15 protein-coding genes are annotated in these 16,290 nt (G+C 71.0%); 9 read left to right on the top strand and 6 right to left on the bottom strand.

All coding sequences use genetic code 11. The features are described 5' to 3' along the window. Positions 1-120: 120 nt before the first annotated feature. Positions 121-651 carry a DUF4394 domain-containing protein gene (locus tag AB0D53_RS37445; RefSeq protein ID WP_362453898.1) on the bottom strand — a complete coding sequence of 177 codons (531 nt, stop codon included), beginning with the start codon at positions 649-651 and terminating at the stop codon, positions 121-123. A gap of 183 nt (positions 652-834) precedes the next feature. Here AB0D53_RS37445 and AB0D53_RS37440 point away from each other — a divergent pair, with 183 nt between their 5' ends. Then, on the top strand, positions 835-1,074 hold the full coding sequence (locus AB0D53_RS37440; RefSeq protein WP_362453836.1) for a hypothetical protein: 240 nt from the start codon (positions 835-837) through the stop codon (positions 1,072-1,074). Positions 1,075-1,166: 92 nt separating this feature from the next. Here AB0D53_RS37440 and AB0D53_RS37435 read toward each other — a convergent pair whose 3' ends face one another. Further along, the gene (locus tag AB0D53_RS37435) at positions 1,167-3,848 is read right to left on the bottom strand and encodes an ATP/GTP-binding protein (protein ID WP_362453835.1); all 2,682 of its coding nucleotides are present in this window, start codon (positions 3,846-3,848) and stop codon (positions 1,167-1,169) included. 163 nt (positions 3,849-4,011) lie between these two features. On the opposite strand from AB0D53_RS37435, the gene AB0D53_RS37430 reads away from it, so the two are divergent. Continuing rightward, positions 4,012-4,299 carry a hypothetical protein gene (locus tag AB0D53_RS37430; protein ID WP_362453834.1) on the top strand — a complete coding sequence of 96 codons (288 nt, stop codon included), beginning with the start codon at positions 4,012-4,014 and terminating at the stop codon, positions 4,297-4,299. Here AB0D53_RS37430 and AB0D53_RS37425 read toward each other — a convergent pair. Beyond that, positions 4,257-6,086: a zeta toxin family protein gene (locus AB0D53_RS37425; RefSeq protein ID WP_362453833.1), complete on the bottom strand. Its 1,830-nt coding sequence runs from the start codon at positions 6,084-6,086 to the stop codon at positions 4,257-4,259. The two genes, AB0D53_RS37430 and AB0D53_RS37425, sit on opposite strands and share 43 nt — an antisense overlap. A gap of 179 nt (positions 6,087-6,265) precedes the next feature. Between AB0D53_RS37425 and AB0D53_RS37420 the strand changes: the two genes are divergently transcribed. Together AB0D53_RS37420 and AB0D53_RS37415 are read left to right on the top strand one after the other, a co-directional pair. Continuing rightward, complete coding sequence (locus AB0D53_RS37420; protein ID WP_362453832.1) at positions 6,266-8,500, top strand: helix-turn-helix domain-containing protein; 2,235 nt, start codon at positions 6,266-6,268, stop codon at positions 8,498-8,500. A 15-nt stretch (positions 8,501-8,515) separates the two neighbouring features. Beyond that, positions 8,516-9,073 (top strand): XRE family transcriptional regulator, encoded by a 558-nt coding sequence (locus AB0D53_RS37415; protein WP_362453831.1) that lies wholly within the window; start codon positions 8,516-8,518, stop codon positions 9,071-9,073. Between the two features lie 144 nt (positions 9,074-9,217). Here AB0D53_RS37415 and AB0D53_RS37410 read toward each other — a convergent pair whose 3' ends face one another. Next, positions 9,218-9,670, bottom strand: coding sequence for a DUF6188 family protein (locus tag AB0D53_RS37410; protein ID WP_362453830.1), 453 nt, complete (start codon positions 9,668-9,670; stop codon positions 9,218-9,220). Between the two features lie 423 nt (positions 9,671-10,093). Between AB0D53_RS37410 and AB0D53_RS37405 the strand changes: the two genes are divergently transcribed. From AB0D53_RS37405 to AB0D53_RS37385, 5 genes are all read left to right on the top strand, one after another. After that, on the top strand, positions 10,094-10,681 hold the full coding sequence (locus AB0D53_RS37405; protein ID WP_362453829.1) for a terminal protein: 588 nt from the start codon (positions 10,094-10,096) through the stop codon (positions 10,679-10,681). A gap of 85 nt (positions 10,682-10,766) precedes the next feature. Next, positions 10,767-11,567 carry a hypothetical protein gene (locus tag AB0D53_RS37400; RefSeq protein ID WP_362453828.1) on the top strand — a complete coding sequence of 267 codons (801 nt, stop codon included), beginning with the start codon at positions 10,767-10,769 and terminating at the stop codon, positions 11,565-11,567. A 209-nt stretch (positions 11,568-11,776) separates the two neighbouring features. Next, positions 11,777-12,082 (top strand): hypothetical protein, encoded by a 306-nt coding sequence (locus AB0D53_RS37395; protein ID WP_362453827.1) that lies wholly within the window; start codon positions 11,777-11,779, stop codon positions 12,080-12,082. Between the two features lie 75 nt (positions 12,083-12,157). Then, positions 12,158-12,394, top strand: a complete 237-nt coding sequence (locus AB0D53_RS37390) for a hypothetical protein (protein WP_362453826.1) — start codon at positions 12,158-12,160, stop codon at positions 12,392-12,394. After that, positions 12,394-12,666: a hypothetical protein gene (locus AB0D53_RS37385; RefSeq protein WP_362453825.1), complete on the top strand. Its 273-nt coding sequence runs from the start codon at positions 12,394-12,396 to the stop codon at positions 12,664-12,666. The genes AB0D53_RS37390 and AB0D53_RS37385 overlap by 1 nt, the downstream gene beginning before the upstream one ends. 1,305 nt (positions 12,667-13,971) lie before the next feature. Here the strand turns inward: AB0D53_RS37385 and AB0D53_RS37380 are convergent. Beyond that, on the bottom strand, positions 13,972-14,457 hold the full coding sequence (locus tag AB0D53_RS37380) for a hypothetical protein (protein WP_362453824.1): 486 nt from the start codon (positions 14,455-14,457) through the stop codon (positions 13,972-13,974). Next, positions 14,454-15,101, bottom strand: a complete 648-nt coding sequence (locus AB0D53_RS37375; protein WP_362453823.1) for a helix-turn-helix domain-containing protein — start codon at positions 15,099-15,101, stop codon at positions 14,454-14,456. Before AB0D53_RS37375 ends, AB0D53_RS37380 begins: the two co-directional genes overlap by 4 nt. Between the last annotated feature and the right edge of the window lie 1,189 nt (positions 15,102-16,290).

The raw sequence follows: 16,290 nt of genomic DNA, 5'->3' as shown, positions 1-16,290 counted from the left end.
TTCCCTCGAAGGGCGCGGGGCCACCGGCATCGTCGGCTGCTTTGAGCGGACCGGCAGACAGGCCCGGCACGCCGGCCGCCGTCGGGACCGGGTGCGCGCGCCGGGTGGCAGGGCGTGCCGCTACTTCTGGTTGATGGGCAGGGCCAGGTCGGTGACCTGGTACTTGGTCGGGAAGGCGCCCTTGCCGGTGGCCTTGCCGGCCAGCACGTCGATGGCGTAGAGGCGGTAGGAGCCGCCAGTGCCGATGGCGGCGAAGCCGTAGTTCGTTCCCGCGGCCGGGTTGTAGTAGATCTCGAATCCGGCATCCAGGGCGGCGTCCACGTCGAGGCTTCCGGTGAGGGCCAGGGTGCCGGCGCTGGCGGGGGACTGCAGGGAAATCCGGTCGGCCATCGTGTCGAGGTCGAACGGGGTCCTCGCGGTGGCGGTGTTCAGGTCGTCGTTGGTGTAGGCGGCGCCGGTGACCCCCATCGCGGTCGACGGCGGCGTGGTGGGATTGGTGAGGGTGCCGTCGACGGTGGTCGTCAGCGGCGCTGCCGCATCGTCGATGTTGTGGCGCAGGTTCTGCCCGGTGTTGGAGATGACCCGCAGCCTGTTGGCGGCCGGGTTGAAGTCCACGCCGAACGTCGTTTGGTGCGCCAGGCCCTGGCACATCACCGGGCCGATGGCGGCCCGCACGTCCGGATCGCCGGCCGGCGCCCCGCTCTGCGGGACGCCGGCGCACACCTGTACATGGACTACTGACCCGGCAGGACGGCATCGGGTCGAGTCGGGGGGCGCGATATTGTGGGGCCCCTGATGTCTGTTGCTTTTCATGATCCGGCAGGAGCGTTCCGCGTGCCCGAGGACCCCATCGCCCAGAGCGAGCTTGCTGCCCTGACCCGGCGTTTCGAAGAGGTCGCGGGGAAGCATGACCGCGAGTTCGGGATCATCAAGTCCGACCTGACCGCGGTGCGCCTGCAGATCGGTAACCTGGACCAGAAGGTCGAGGCTCTCGACAAGAAGATCGACCGGAACCAGGCCCAGATCATCGAGCTGCTCACCCAGCTGGTGGGCCGGGATCCCGACGCCAGCTGACTTTCTCCGGGCCCGGTGCCCGGTTCTTGCCCGTACACGCACGATGGCCCCGACCAGACACATCTGGTCGGGGCCATCGTGCGTGTACGGGGTCAGTTCCCGGTGCGCAGGTGTTCCTGCCGGGCGTGGACCAGGCCGCGCCAGGCGGAGCGGACGTCGTCCTCGCTCTTGGTCCAGCGGGTGGTCGATGGTCCGGGCAGGGGCAGGGCGGCCATGAAGTGGGCGATGTCGGTGAAGTAGGCGAAGCCGCCGGTAGCGGTGAGCTCGCGCAGACGGCTGATGGTGGCGGCCAGGTCCTGGTCCTCGCCGCGGACGGCATGGTGGAAGGCGAGGGCGAGCTCCACGAAGCGGTGGAGGAAGGGGAGACCCGCGGCCTCGATGTCGGCGTGCAGGCCCTGGGCGCGGCGGGGGACGCTGTCGGTTCCGGCGTCCTTGATCAGGGCGACGACCTGGGCGAGGAGGGTGTTGGAGCGCTGATCGAGGCCGTTCAGGAACCGGTGGGCGAGAGCGAGCTCGTCGCCGGCCCGGCCGGGGTCGGCGAAGGAGAGGGCCAGGGCGAGGCGGACCTGCGTCATGGCGCGCTCGCCGACCGCGCCGTGCTGCTCGGCTTCGCTACGGCCGGCTTCGAAGGCGGCGACGGCCTGGGCGGTGTCGGCGTGGGACCAGTGGATGTCGCCGAGGACCCGGTGGTGGCGGCCCTTCCACCCCAGGGTGGGGGCGGCGGCCAGGGCGGTGGGGAAGTCGCCGGCGAGGCGGGCCAAATTGGCCAGTCCCCGGCGGGCCCGGGGTGCGTACCGGCCGCCCGCGTCGGCGACCTGCTGCATTCCTGCGCGGGCGGCCCGGTTCTGGCTGAGGTCCTTGTACGCCTTCGCCCGGTAGTAGAGGCCCACCTCGGCGAGCTCGGCGGGCAGCAGGCCGGTGTCGAGGACGGCGGTGAGGCGGTCCGCAGTGCGCTGGCGGTGTTCGTGCTGACGGCGGGCGATCGCGGTGAGAAGTTCGGCCAGCGCGTCGGCGGGGGTGTCCGGGACCGGTTCGGTGCCGGTGTCGGTGGGCAGGGCGAGGGGCTCCCACACGGAGTCTTCGGTGTAGGCGTGGGCGGCGTCGGTGAGCCAGCCCAGGTCGGTGAGGTGGTGGTCGCGGGCCAGGCGCAGGCCCTGGCGCAGGCACGCGACGAGGAGGAGCCGGCTCGGGCCGGTTGCGGCGGCGTTCGTCCATTGGTCGCCGAGGGCGGCGAGGGCGCGGGTGGCGGCCTGGTGCCAGTCGGCGGGGGTCCAGCGGTCGTCGCTGTGGTCGTCGTCGCGGACGGCGGTGCGGATCGCGCGGTGCAGGTGGTAGGGCCACAGCGCGTAGGGGTCTTCGGTGACCAGGGGCCGCTCGGTCAGGCGGCGGGCGGGGGCCTGCTGGGTGAGGCCGGCGGTGCGGGTGGCGAGGTCGAGGTCGAAGGCGTCCAGCAGGGAGACGCTGCGCAGCAGGTGGCGTTCTTCTGGGGTGAGGTCGGAGAGGGTGCGGGCCAGGAGTGCGGGGAAGCTGCAGTCGAAGTCGGCGGCGGTGGGGGTGCGGCCGGTGCGCCGGATCTCCAGGAAGCGGGAGACGGCGAGGTCGAGGTGGAGGGGCAGGCCGTGGGAGCGGGCGGTGATCGCGGCCCGGATGTCGGCGCCGATGAGGGGTTGGTCGTGCTGGACCAGGCGGCGGGCGAGGTGGGTCTCGCAGTCCTCGGGGGAGAGGTCGCCGATCAGGTACTGCCGGGCGCCGGATCCGGCTGTCCGTGGCTGCGGAACCGTCAGGGAAGAGGAGGTGGCCAGGCCGGGCCAGGCGGTGGGGCCTGTCCAGTCGAGCTGGCCGTGGAGTGCGGGGTCCGCCCACGGCAGACGGCTGCGGCCGCCGATGACGAAGAAGACGTTCGGCATGAGCCAGACCAGGCGCTGCAGCAGCCGCTCGAAGTCCCGGTGGCGGTCCGCGGTGTCTTCGAAGGTGTCCAGCAGGACCACCGGGGTGAGTCGCTTCTTCGCGGGCAGTTGGTTCAGGTCCCAGGCAAGCAGGTGCGGGTAGTAGGACAGCGCCTCCAGGTCGGGGGTGGCCTCCAGCAGGGCCGCCGTCCTGGTGGCGCCGGCCAGGGCCTGGGCACGTTCCTGACGTTCGCGCAGCGCCGACACGAGCGCCGAGGTGAGCTGTCCGGCCGCCGAGCCGACCAGCCCCGGCAGCGCCAGGGCGGCGGCCATTTCCCCCACCCCGGCCGTCAGCTGTCCGGGCAGCATGTTCGCGAACTTCCCGGCCAGGCCAGTGCGCCGGACGTACTCGTCTAGCGGCTCACCGGGGTGCACGTGCTCCCAGTAGTGCCGCAGCGCCACGTCGAAGGACGGCATCGGCCGGCCGAGAGCCTCGGCGAGCGCGAGGCGGATCGTCAGGATCACGCGCTCGAGGTCCGAGCCGGCCGATGCCGCCCGGGACAGGTCGATCCGGATGGGCAGCACCCGGTCCGTCCAGGTGGGTGCGCCCCACTGCGCGGGGCGGTGCTCGGCAGCGGTGAGCGCTGCCTCGATCTTGCGGAGCAGGGTCGACTTCCCGACGCCGCCCACCCCGTGGAAGACGATCAGATTGCGGCGGGGGGCTTCGAGGTCCTCCACGTCGAAGGACCGGCCTGCGATGCGGTGCAGGTGCTCCTCGAGTGCGGCGGCCACCAGGACCCACTGGCTGTGCCGGTCGGTGAACGCCTCCGCGACGTCGAACGCCGACGGGTCGTTGGAGCTGAACAGCGCACGCAAGTTGTCGGCCATGGTCCCCCCACAGGTGATCGTCTCAGCCCCAACCTATGCCGCCCGGTAGCCGCGGGCGGGCACTGTGGCGGGCACGTCCGGTCCGCACCGGGTAATGGACGGAATACCGGCGGCGCTCGACAATGATTGTTTTGCCGTCTTCCCGTGGAAGAAGTTGGTTCTCGTGCACGATCCGGCAGCCCCCTCCAGTTCCTCCGAGCCGTCCGATGCGGTCGGCCCGCAGGTCCCCTCTGATCTGGTGAGGGAGGTGATGGCCTGGTACACCCGTGAACTCCTGGCGGAGCGCCGTTCCTCGCAACCCGACCCGGAGCGGCTGGAGCACCTGCTCGCCCGGCAGCAGGAGTGCGTGCGGGACCAGGCGCGGCTGAGGGATGCCGACACGCAGGAGGCATCCCGTATCACCGCTCTCTACGCGGCCCGGCTGAAGGAGCTGGAGGCCACCGGCCCGTAACTGGCATCGTTGCGGGCCCGGGGAAGGGGGAGGGCGGCCACGGGCGTGGGGCCGGTCAGTCTCCGCGGCTGGAGGTGGTCGGGCATCAGCGCTCGCGCCAGGCGGGATATCTGCTCCAGGTCGTGGCGGTAGTGCGGGAGCTCCGTGCGCAGGCGGCGCTGGAGGGCCCAGAAGCGTGCCGCCTCCTGGGAGGTGTAGGGGCGGGTCTGCTCGGCGAGCAGCACGTCCGCTGCGGCTCTCGGCCGTGACCAGGAGCCTTGAGGGGTGCGGTCGTTGCGGTAGAGGACGGTGCCGTCGCGCCGCCACACCATGACGGAGTCGGCCACCGGCTCCTGCTCGGCTGCGGCGACCGCGTCGGCGAGCACGGCGAGGTGCCGGTCGTGCCCGGAGGCGGTGGTGAACCGGCCGTGCCCGCCCAGCCGGTTGACGTCGGCGCAACGCACCGCGGTGCCCTGCCGGGAGTCCGCTGCCCGCACGGCCAGCACCACCAGCTCCACCCGGTAGCCCGCCCGCCGGTAGGCCATCGCGCTTTCCACGAAGGCGGCCGGGCTGCCGGGGGCGATCTCGATGGTCACGTCCCCGCGCCGTTCTCGAACCGCCGCTTCGGCCATCGCCTGCCAGGCCCGGTAGTCCGCCCGGATCCGTTCCCCGGCCGTACGCGGCTCCTCGCGCAGCAGGTCGTAGTAGTCCGGGTGCATCGCCTTGAAGTCGTCGCCGCTGATCTGCGTGGGCCGGCCGCGCAGGGCCCGGCGCAGCACCTGGGCCTGGCTGGTCTTGCCGGAGCCGGGCTGGCCCATGACGTAGACCGCGACCGGTTGTTCCTGCGGCGTGATGCCCTCCAGGAGCGACGGCGCGATCAGTACGTCCCAGATCCACCGGTGTTCCTCGGCGGAGAGGCGGTGGTAGTCGACGCCCGGCGCCTGCCTCCTGGCCTGTGCGGTACGCCGCAGCGGCTCGGCCAGGGCGGCGGCACGCTCGCCGTCGCGTCGCACCGCCAGGGCCCAGTCCTCGGGCAGCCGGGGATCGTGCGCCCGCCGGTCGGCATCGGCGAGCTGGCGGCGGAAAGCGCCGGTCTCCGCCGCGTCCCACGGCCGTAACCGCTCGGCCAGCAATGCCTCCCGGGCCCCGACCGGGTGGAGCCACCTGCCATCAGGGGTGACTTCGTTGGCGTACAGGACCTCGCCCGCGCGCCGCACGACGACGACACGGTCGGCCAGGCGCCCGGCCTCGATCTCGGCCAGGGCTGTGGCCAGCGCGGCCGCGCAGGCGTCGTGGTTGTCCCACCCCACGTACCGCGCCCCCTGGCCCTCTTCGGCGAGCCGCAGGTACCGGTCCAGCACACCGAGCTGTGAGACGGCCTCCGGCACGGCCAGGGCCACCACCTCGACCCGGTAGCCGGCCGCGCGGTAGGCAGCCACCGAGGCTAGCCACCCGGCCGGGTCGGCCAGGGCCTCCTCCGCCACGACGTCGTACCGGCACGCCCGCGCACGGGCCTCGACCTCGGCCTGCCAGCGGTACGTGTCCGGCCGCACCCGCACCCCGGCTGTCCGAACGTCCTCCGCCAGGAAGCCGGAGTAGCCGGGGTGAGCGGTCTTGTAGGCGTCCCGTTCCACCCGCACCGCGCCACCCCGCTGCTCCAGGGCTGCGTGTACCAGGTCCATTACGAGTGTCTTGCCGCTGCCGGCCTGCCCGGCCACGAACACCACCACCGGGTGTTCCTGCGACGCTGCGCCCGCCGTCGACTCCGACACGATCGTCTTGGCGGACAACTCGCCGTACTCCTTCACTGACGTCTCCTGGCCGTGGTTGCGCGAGCGTGCCCTCGTGGGCCGTTCGGTATTGACCTCATCGATCGCCCACTCTACGCCCATGATCGCGAAACGTACGCGATTCGCACTTGATTCGTACGGGCAACGTACGCGATTCGTGCGTTCCGTGGGGTAGAGTGTGGGTCAGGAGGTGTTCCATGTCCGAGTTGTTCGACGCGGTCGACGCGCTGCTCGCGTCCCGCGCGGTACTGCCGCCCCCGGCGGAACGCAAACGGCTGCGAGCCGCACACGGCCTGACGATTGACGAGGTGGCAGGCGCGCTGAAGGTGCGCCGGGCCACGGTGTCCGGCTGGGAGTCCGGCAAGACCGAACCCCGCCCGCCCGAGCGCGACGCCTACGCCCGGCTGCTGGACAAGCTCGCGGAGCTCTACCCCGCCGACGCTGCCGCGCCCGCCCAGGAGGCGGCGGTGCCGGCCACGTTCACTGCCGAGCCCGAACCGGCAAAACCGCGGCCGCTGTCCACAGGGCCGGCGCCCGAGGCTGCGGTCATGACTTCAACCGAGAACACCCAGACCAGCCCCGCCCCTCTCGCCACTGCTACAAAGGCCGCGCCGGGTCCGGCGCGCACCACCAGGCCGTCGACGTCGCGCCGTCCCGGCACGCGGAAGGCGGCCCCGGCCAGCACCCCGGCGGGCATCGATCCGCGGTTCGAGAACGGGCCGCTCGCGGTCGTCGACGTCGAGGACGGGCAGGTGCTGGCGTACTGCACCGGCGGCCTGGTCCTGGACGTGCCCGCCAAGTCCCTGCCGTCCCTGGTCGACTGGACGCTCAAGGAGGCGAAGCTCGGTCAGCCGAAGCTGTCCGGCCCGGGAAGGCCGGCCGACCCGCTGATCGTGCTCACCGAGGCCGCGTGTGAGCGCTACGGCCTGCCCGTCTCGCTCACGGCGGAGGAGAAGGACGCCGGGCGGATCCCGGAGGGCCACAAGGTCGTCAAGCAGCTGGTGCGCGCCGACTGGAAGCTGACCAAGCGCGGGTTCGGACCGTGGGCGCGGATCTACCGCCCCGCCAAGGGTTCGGAGCGCCAGTGCGTGCAGCTGTGCATCCCGTCGTGGAACGCGCTGGACGTCCGGTTCTGGGGCGGTGCCGCGCAGCTTCCGCCGGCGGAGCTCGCCCGCGTCCTGGGCGTCTACGCGTCCAGGGTGATGACGCCGCGCGGCTCCACCGCCGTCACCGGCCTGGAGCTGATGACCGCGCTGCACCCGCCGACCCACGCCGTGCGCGATGAGGAGACCGGCGTCCTGCGGCAGGCCGAGACCAAGACGCCCGGGTCGCTGGGTAAGGACCCGGTGGACTGCGCGCCGTGCGAGGCCCCCGACGGGCACCCGCTCCTGGCGGACCTGCCGCGCTTCACCGTCCGGGGACCGGCGGACAAGCTGTTCGAGGAGGCGTACGACTGGGCGCGGCCGATGACCGATGCCGAGTGCACCCTGCGCTACCTGGTCGGCCTGGACGTGAACATGGCCTTCGCCGCCGGCGCGAACGGGCTGACCGTCGGCCTCGGTGAGCCGACGCACGTCAAGAACCCGGTGTTCGACCCGAAGCTGCCCGGCTCGTGGCTGGTCGACCTGTCCCACGTCGACCTGTCGAAGGTGAAGGTCGGCAAGGAGTGGGTGGAGCTGGACGGCTCGCTGCTGCCCTCCCCGTTCACGCCGAAGGGCGACCGCCCCACGGGCCCGGCCTGGTACGCGACGCCCACCGTCGCCTACGCGGTGGAGCTCGGGTACGACGTCACGCCGACCGAGGCGTGGGTCCGGTACGACAACGGCCGCTACCTGGACGGCTGGTACCAGCGGCTGCGTGACGCCTACCTCGCCACGATGGCCGACCTCGGCGTCGACGCCGACCTGTCGCCGCAGGACTTCCTCGCGGCGATGGACGGCTACAAGGAGCGCGACCCGGAGCTGACGATCGTCGTCTCGGCGATCAAGGCGACGGTCAAGGGCGGCCTGGGCAAGCTGCGCGAGCGGCCCCGGGGTGAGGGCTGGCGGCCGGGCGAGCGGTGGCGTGCCCTGGAGCGCCCGACGTGGCGCCCCGACATCCGGGCGGCGGTCATCTCCCGCACCCGGATCAACCTCCACCGCAAGATCGTCAAGCACGCGGCGTTCACCGGGCAGTACCCCGTCGCGATCCTGTCCGACTGCGTCGTCTACGCCGCGAACGGACCGGGCCCGCTGGACTTCCTGCCCTACCGGGAGGGCAAGCCGCTGCCCGGCGGCTTCAAGCTCGGCATCAACCCCGGCCTCGTCAAGCACGAGGGCACCCAGACCGTCCTGTGGGGCGAGGAAGTCCGCGAGCGGTTCAACGCCCCGGAGCTCAACCTCGCCCGGTCCATCAAGGACGGCACCGTCACCGACGCCGACAACGGCGAGTAGGGGAGTACGCAGGCGATGAGCATGTTCGGGGACGGCCTGGACAAGGCGGTGCAGAAGGCGTTCACCCGCCCGGCACCCAAGTCCGCGGGCCCGCAGATGCGGTACATGGTCAAGCAGCTCGGCGGCACGAAGGCCGTCGCCGAACTGCTCGGCATGTCCCAGCGGCAGGTGGAGCGGTACGTGGCGGGCAAGGCCAAGAAGCCGCGCGCCGACCTCGCCGCGCGCCTGGAGCGCGAGGTGACCAAGCGGTGGCAGCCGCAGATCCGGGCCAAGGCCCGCGAGAAGGCGGCGACGACCGGCGGCATCGTCATCGACGCCCGCGCCCGCATGGGCTACACCGCGCCGATCGGCTCCACGGACCAGGACCGCATCCGGCACCTGACCGTCGCCCTGCCACCCGTCTACGCCGCCCGCCTCTTCGACGCCCAAGCGGCCGGGGCCAGTGACGACCGCCTGCGGGAGATCGCGGCCGAAGCGCTCAAGGAGGTGTACTTCCAGGACGGCGGCCGCCGCGCCGGGAGCCTGGACGAAGTCCGCATGCTCGATGTCGAACACCTCGAGTTCGACCTGTAGCAGCCGCGCCCCGAACAGCCCGCGAGCCCGGACTGAGCCGAAGCACGGTAGTTGTCACCAAGGCAGCTTGTTGTCACTGGGATCGAGGACCGGAGTACTTCGGGTCGGCCGCCGGTGTCCCGTCGCACTCCAATTGGCAGATTCTCAATGCTCTGCAGACTGACCTTGCGGATTCTCATTCGCTGCGGAGGCGGACCAGACGGCGAGGTCGCCTCCCGGCAGGGACACGAACCGCCATCCTCCCGGTCCTGCGATCTGCCACGCTTCGAACGCCGCATCGGCTGGACACGTCAGATGCGTTCCATCCTCGAACACCATCCGGAGCGTGCCGGACTTGAAGGCGACCGCAGAGACGACCTTCGTCCCGAAGAGCGGAAGGACTGCGGCCACGTCCTGAGTCTCCGGCACCAGAAGCACGCCGGGATTAGTTCGGGCCGGGCCGGATGAGAGTCGAGCGGGCGTTTCGAGCACGACTTCCCAACCTTCACCGAGGGCCAGCGTGAGGCGGTAGTCGACAGTGATCCCAGCGACACCCCACCCGCGGAGATTCAAGATCCACCGATCTTCGTGTTCGACCGGCTCTGCTTCAGTGCTCATCACTCCACCATGGTGCCCGGCACCAGCCGAGGGCGACGGACGGTGCCCAGGGATTCCACCGAAGCCAGTTCCGTTGAGAATCCGACGGAGTGTGTTCTCGAACCTCCTGGCGAACCAGCAGCTCAGACCAAGATGCAGAGACAACTCCGATGCGACGGGACAGCTGGGATTGGCGGAGCTGCTCAGGCGTCCGCAGAGGGCTAGGGGCAGTGACATCAACCGTGCTTCGCACGCCGCTGGTGACAGATAGCGCGCCGCATCGGTGACAACCCCCGCGCTTCGTCCGATCGAAGCCGCAGCTCAGCGGATGCCGATGGTGACAACTCTCGTGCTTCGGCTCACGGACCAGTTGGTCCGGGCTCGCTCGCGTGTGGGGGCGAAGGCCCGGCCGCTGTCCACAGGCGGACCGTGGTCCCTGGAGGTATGAGCGATCACGAGCAGCAGCCGGCCCCGCGCCGCGGCAAGGTCCTGGAGGCCCTCGCGCGGGCGGAGCGGAAGGTCTTCACCCGGCCCGCACCGAAATCCGCAAATGCACAGGTGAAATTCCTCCTCACGCGGGCGAAGGGGTCGACCAAGGCCCTGGCGGAGCGCCTGGGCGTCTCGCGCCGGACGGTGGAGCGCTACCGGGCAGGGAAGCTGAAGACCCCGCAGAAGCGACTTCAGGCCGCCCTGGTGGAGGAGACGGAATCCGAGTGGCAACCGCAGGTCAGGGCACAGGTGCGCGCGGCGGCATCCACCTCCAGGGGGATGATGGTGGAGGTGACGGCGTACTTCGGATTCACCTGCACGGGCAGCTCGGACGATGGCCGCGAGCGCCAGATCACCACGGACATCTCGCCCACCTACGTGAAGCAGATCCTGGAGCTCCAGGAAGCCGGTGCGACGGAGGAGGATCTGCATCCGATCGTCGCGGAGGCCATCACGGAGTCGTATTTCACGGAATGGGGCACACGGGCGGATGGCCTCCGCGCGGACTTCACGTCAGTGACGTCAATTTCCTTCCGGTTCTGACCCGCCCAAATTCAGGGCCTGCTATAAAACGTATCGGCGGGCCGCCGTACAACGCTCTGGCGGCGGCCCGCACCGAATCCACACGATGAATGCGAGACCGAAGATGACCCGCTTCTGGCCGCCCGGCGAGACCACCCGCCGACCGCCCGCCCCGCGAACCGCCGCGCTCTACGATCCGGCCCGCGCCGCCCGAATCGGCCGCCGCGTCGTACGGCGCCGGGCGAAGGGAATGGACGCCGGCGCCATCGCGGCGGCCCTCGATGAAGCGCGGTTCGACGCCCGACAGGCGTCCCGGCACGAGGACCTGGCCGACGACGTACGCGGCCCGGCGGAACTCGCGGAGTGGGAGCGCATCGACCAGCTGCTCTCCGCGGCCGCGCCGGGCACGGTCTACGACCTGGACACCGACGACGTCGTCCAGGCCGAGCTCGCCGCCGACGCCGCGGCCGCCGCCGCCCGGGAAGCCGAGCTGCGAGAAGCGATGCGGATCGCGGCCCGCGTGGATGAGCTCCAGGCGCTGCGCGAGCTCGGCACGCTGGAGCAGACCGAGCCCCGCATCGGCGACGAAGCCGTACGCGACGAACTCACCCGGCGAGCCGGCGGGTACGTCCAGGCCGACGTCGACGCCTGGCTCGCGCGTGCCCTGGCCGCGCACCGCGGGCACTACCGCGACCCGGGCGCCCGCGAGGAAGCCGTCGGCCTTCTGACACCGCCGGTCCGCGCGCACGCCGCGCTGCTCGCCGAACTCGCCCGCCTGGTCCCCGACGCCGACGGCGACCAGCTGGCGTTCGCGGCCCGCCTTGCCACCACCGAGCCCGAAGCCGCCGGTGCGCTCGCCGCGTTCCTGACCTGTGCGCTCACCCCGCCCGCTGATCACCGACGGTGACTATCGGACTGTCACGCTGGGGTGTCACACACCCTCGATCCGGCTGTCACGCTGGGGTGTCACGCTGCCGATCGGGCCCGCAATCACGGGGCTGACCCCCGGTTTCGGCTCCACCACCGAGCAGCGTGACACCCTCGCCGGGTGCGGGTACGGAACGTAATCGCCGGGACCGGGCCCGGTGGGCCGGTGGGTGCGGAAGAATCGCCGGGATGACGACCGACGGCGCCACCGCGCAGTACGAGTTCCAGGTCGTGGCTCGGTGCACCGACCCGTCCCACCCGGGCGCCACCACCCTGATCTACACCACCCACGCCACCTCGATCGAAGAGGCCGCGGCGAAGGTCCAGGCGCTGCGCCTGGCCAAGATGACTCCGGGGCTCTACCGCATCACGCAGGTGACCGAGCGCGAACGGGAGTGCACCTGCGCCACCCCCGGATTCGGCGGGCAGTGCGCCGGCGAACCCTGGTGCGCCAAGGTGGAAGCAGCCGCGGCCGCGAGCCCCGTGCCCGAGTGAAGCAGAGCGGCCCCCCAGCCACCGTGCGGCCGATACCGTGGTGACACACGCCCGTTCGCGCCCTGGAGGCCCTCGATGAGCGAACAGCCGGCCACCCCCGCCGACACCGCCGCCCGGCAGCTGGAGCCCGCGGCCGCCGACGCGGTCCGCGCGTACGCGGCCAAGACCCGCGCCGACGCCGACCGCTTCGCCGCCGTCCTCGAGGACATCGCCACCAACGGCCTGCCCGACCCCGAGCAGTGCACCCCGTGGGAGGAGCTGCGCGAGGCCCACCTCACCCGCCTCGCCGCCCAGCGCCCGGCCGTCGCCTGATGCCCACCCCGCACGGCCCGCGCCGCGCCCGCATCACGTTCTCCGACTCCGCCGCGAAGCAGCTGGAGGGCATCACCAGCGAGGCGGACATCCACGCCCTGGACCGCGCCCTGGTCGTCATCTCCGTCGACCCCGAGGTCGGCGAGCCGATCCCCGGCACCGCAGCCGGCCCCCAGCTGCGCCAGTACGCCGACGACGTCGAACGCGTCCGGATCTTGTACTGGATTTCGGTGTTGCAGACCGTCGTCGTCGTCGCGTACATCGAGGTCTGACCCGCCACGTCCTGGACCAGGCCGACCGCGTGCTGCTCGTCCTGGTCGAAGACGCCGGCGCCGACGGCGAGGACCGGACCGCTGCAGACCACCATGTCCGTCGTCTGGTGAGGGATCGGGTCCGCCGGTTGGTGAGGGATCGCTCGCGTATGAGGAAGACGTAGGACTGACTGACCAGATGACGAGCGCGTTCTTCCCACCCGCCGTAGGCGAGATTCCGGCAGTAGAGGCTGTGCAAGATCTCGCTGACGCGGATGTTCGGTCGGCGGTTCTGATGGGTGCGCAGCATTCGCACGGTCGGGCCACCGTGCCCGTCACCTCCGGGCGCGCATGATCCTTCCCGACGCTGTGCAGCCTCCTGCGCCGCTCCGAGCGCCTCCGGGCTGCCGAGCGACGATCACGGGTCTCTCAGGCCCTCACAGCGGCGTACAGCGCTTCGCGCGGCCCGGAGGCATCCCTCGGGCTCCCTGGCCGACTTGCCGCCGGCTCGTCTCCAGCGCCGGTGTTCTCGCTCTCCCGGCCGCGAGCTCCGCTCTCAGGGGGGAGAGTTCAACCCGCACATAGGTACTACAAGTACCTAACTACATTGGGGTGCAAGAAGCTGTCCCGACGCGGCCCGCTCAGACGGCCTCCGGCGGCCTCCCGGCGAAGCCCCGGCGAGGGCCTCCAGCACCGCCCGGCCCTTGCACCCTTCTGGGTTGCTGCCCGTCGTGCTGCACGGGCTGCTGCTCCTGGTGGCGAAGGGTGCAAGGGCAGCGCGGGGTGCAAGGCCAGGTGCTGCTCCGGTCGTCCTGCTCGCGGGGCAGCATTCGCCGACCTGGGCGGCACACGGGTGCTGCACGGGTAGCAAGGCCGACCTCACCGGTGCAGCGTCCATCCGCTGCACCGGTGAGGTCGAGCGGATGGACGCTGCACCGGAGCTGGCTACGTGGACGCGGGCTGCTGCAACCGGGCGGGATGCCCGTCGGCCGCGGCAGACGAATGTGCCCCTGGTGCACTTTCCTGTGCACCAGGGGCACATTCCGCCGTTGGTCATCACCCGGGGGTGATGACCAACGCCCGCGCTGGTGTTGCCCATCTGCGCCTTTCCCCTCCAGGGGAACGATGTACGCGCTGCGGAAGCAGTCGCCGGTTTGTTCTGGAGAACCAGAACAAACCGGTTTACCTGGTGCTACCGCCCCGCATCGCCGTACGCCGCCGACCTGCGGCTTTCCCCTGGAGGGGAACGGTGTACTGCTCTGGGCACGAGAACGGCGCCGCACCTGGGGTGCAGCGCCGTGTTGCCCGGCTGGGCGGGCGGCCGGGTCAGTGGACGCGCTTGAGGCGGGTCGTCTTGGTGATGGGCGTGACGTTGCCCTTGGCCTTGGCTTCGGCCTTGCGGGCCTTCTCGTCCAGGTGGAGCTGGAAGCGGCGCTCGTACTCGTCTTCGAAGTCGCCGACGTCCAGTCGCATGTCCCGGGGCAGCGCCTTGACGGCTCGCTGCTGCTCGCGGGGGTCGCTGAACGCACCGATCATCGGGTGGAGCTGGAAGCGTCCACGGCGGACCACGGTGACGAGCCGGGCGGCGACCAGATGCTGCATGGCGCGGCTGATCATGCCGCGCTCCATCGCGAGGCCGGCCGCGAGTTCGTCGTGCGTGGCGACGACCAGGCCGCCCGGCTTCTGCTCGGTCATCATGTGCAGCAGCAGGGTGTAGGCGGTGGGAGGCAGCCGCGGCACGTACGCGAGACCGTTGAAGCTGCCCCACAGCACGTTGCGGCGCGGAACCCATTCCTCGGCAGCGGACGTCATGACGTGGCCTTCCCTTCCCCATCCGACTCCTTGCGCACTTCCAGTTTTGCGCCGGGAGCGGCCATCGCCCGGAACGCGTCGGGCGCGTCCGGGTCCTCCATGATCTCGCGCAGCAGGTCCAGCTGCTCCACCCTGTCGCTCATACCCGCCTTGGAGCGCTTCTTCTCGCTCTTCTGCGGCTCCCGCAGCCCGCCCCTGAGCGACGCGGCCGGGTTGAGCTGGTAGAGGCCCCGCTGGAGCCTGCGCAGCGCGCCGTCGGCCTCCAGGACGTTGAAGACGCGGCTGATGTGAGGCCGGCTGTACCCGAGGGCCTCGGCGACGTCCTCGTGCTTGGCCTCGATCAGGCCGCCGGGCTTCTGCGAGCCCATCAGGTGGAACAGCACCACGAGCACGAACCGGTCGTCGTCGTAGCGGACGGCAGCCCAGCGCATGAACTCCAGGCTGTCCATGGAGAACGCCTCGCCGATGAACCCCGTACTGGAGCCGACCGGGAAGACCTGGGCAGCATGGCCGGCGGGCAGGTCGATGGTGGAGCCGGAGGACCGGTTGTAGGCGGTGGGCGGCGGCTTCGGGCGCCGCCGACGACGGGACGGGGCGCCGGGCAGCTTCGGCGCTGCACTGCCGTCCAGGGGCCCTGAGCTCATGGGGTCGCTGCCTCCTTGATCGTCGTGGTGCCAGAACCATAGCGGAGAACCGTGGCAGTAGTGCCACCAAAACGCGGCAGTGCCGACACGGAAGTCACCCGTACGTCAGCCCTGGACTGACCCTCCGCTTCCGGATCGGGTCCGAACCTCCCACTGACGCACCGTGCGCCGTTTCGTGGCAGTAGTGCCACGAAACGATGTTGATCGGTCAGGACCGGCTGACGTCGCGACCGAGATATGTCAGTCCTGGGCTGACATATCTTTCTGAACTCGGCTCCCTGACCTGCGGAAACGTACGGCTCTTGCTTCTAGAGCGTGCGCGCGCGTGATACCGGTTCTCCCCTCAGTGATCAAGCACCGCCACGCCGTGGGATCCGCCCATCAGCAGCAGCATGAGAGCCCGCCGGCCGGACCCCGTCGTGGCGCGCGCGGCTTCGCGTGCGGCCCCGTCGGTCCGCTGCGGGTCGTGGACGGCAGCAGCGGCTCTGAGTCTCGGGTGGTACCGGCCGTGACGCTCAAAAGCATGGAAGCGTGGCCGGTGCCGGTGGGCGGTTCCGCCGCCCGGCCCTGGGGGGCCATTCGGCTCCGGTAACCTCCGCACGCCGGAGTTCAGGCTTTCCGGTATCTGAGGTACCGTTCTGTGGCTCGGGTCCGCAGCTTCCCAATTCGTTATTCCTCGCGCGAGTGGGGGAAACCGAATTCCGGCGCTGACCTTGCATCAAAAGCCGCGCTCCGCCCGGGTGGTTGGGGGGTGTCCCGTGTTTCCGCCAACGGTACATGCTGCATCAACCCGATGCATGCACTACACTGGAACTCACACGAACGAGCGACCCCCACCCTCGTAACCAGCCCGGCCCGCGTCAGCGGGCCCCAAGGTTCTGGAGGCGCAGCCGGAAGGACCGTCAGGCGGGGGAGCGCAGCGGACCCGCCCGGAGCGCCCCACGCTCCCCAACTCCCCTACTGGAGGCCCCACTAGCCGCACCTGGCACCCCGTCAGCCCCCGCCGCGCACCGCACGGCCAGCCGGGCGCGCAGCGGCCGGCCCCACTGCCTCCAGGAGCGCAGCGGAGGGAGGCGCCCACGCTCCGCGTGGGCCAAGGGAGCGCAGCGACCGCGCCCCTTGCACATCGCGCAGCGATGTGGTACCCGCAGATAGGAAGAGCAAACGACTTTAATACCGACACAGAAAA

Origin of the sequence: Streptomyces sp. NPDC048295 (assembly GCF_040652135.1) — a bacterium.
Taxonomy (GTDB): Bacteria; Actinomycetota; Actinomycetes; order Streptomycetales; family Streptomycetaceae; genus Streptomyces.
The sequence above is the reverse complement of the archived record's forward strand: the minus strand, read 5'-3'. Positions and strand labels throughout refer to the sequence as shown.

Bases quoted from the DNA above. Each gene is read 5' to 3' on its own strand.
- AB0D53_RS37415 (WP_362453831.1), top strand. From the start codon at position 8,516: ATGAGCATGTTCGGGGACGGCCTGGACAAGGCGGTGCAGAAGGCGTTC.
- AB0D53_RS37445 (WP_362453898.1), bottom strand. From the start codon at position 651: ATGTGCCAGGGCCTGGCGCACCAAACGACGTTCGGCGTGGACTTCAAC.
- AB0D53_RS37390 (WP_362453826.1), top strand. From the start codon at position 12,158: ATGAGCGAACAGCCGGCCACCCCCGCCGACACCGCCGCCCGGCAGCTG.
- AB0D53_RS37435 (WP_362453835.1), bottom strand. From the start codon at position 3,848: ATGGCCGACAACTTGCGTGCGCTGTTCAGCTCCAACGACCCGTCGGCG.
- AB0D53_RS37400 (WP_362453828.1), top strand. From the start codon at position 10,767: ATGAATGCGAGACCGAAGATGACCCGCTTCTGGCCGCCCGGCGAGACC.
- AB0D53_RS37380 (WP_362453824.1), bottom strand. From the start codon at position 14,457: ATGACGTCCGCTGCCGAGGAATGGGTTCCGCGCCGCAACGTGCTGTGG.
- AB0D53_RS37385 (WP_362453825.1), top strand. From the start codon at position 12,394: ATGCCCACCCCGCACGGCCCGCGCCGCGCCCGCATCACGTTCTCCGAC.
- AB0D53_RS37420 (WP_362453832.1), top strand. From the start codon at position 6,266: ATGTCCGAGTTGTTCGACGCGGTCGACGCGCTGCTCGCGTCCCGCGCG.
- AB0D53_RS37375 (WP_362453823.1), bottom strand. From the start codon at position 15,101: ATGAGCTCAGGGCCCCTGGACGGCAGTGCAGCGCCGAAGCTGCCCGGC.
- AB0D53_RS37405 (WP_362453829.1), top strand. From the start codon at position 10,094: ATGAGCGATCACGAGCAGCAGCCGGCCCCGCGCCGCGGCAAGGTCCTG.
- AB0D53_RS37410 (WP_362453830.1), bottom strand. From the start codon at position 9,670: ATGAGCACTGAAGCAGAGCCGGTCGAACACGAAGATCGGTGGATCTTG.
- AB0D53_RS37395 (WP_362453827.1), top strand. From the start codon at position 11,777: ATGACGACCGACGGCGCCACCGCGCAGTACGAGTTCCAGGTCGTGGCT.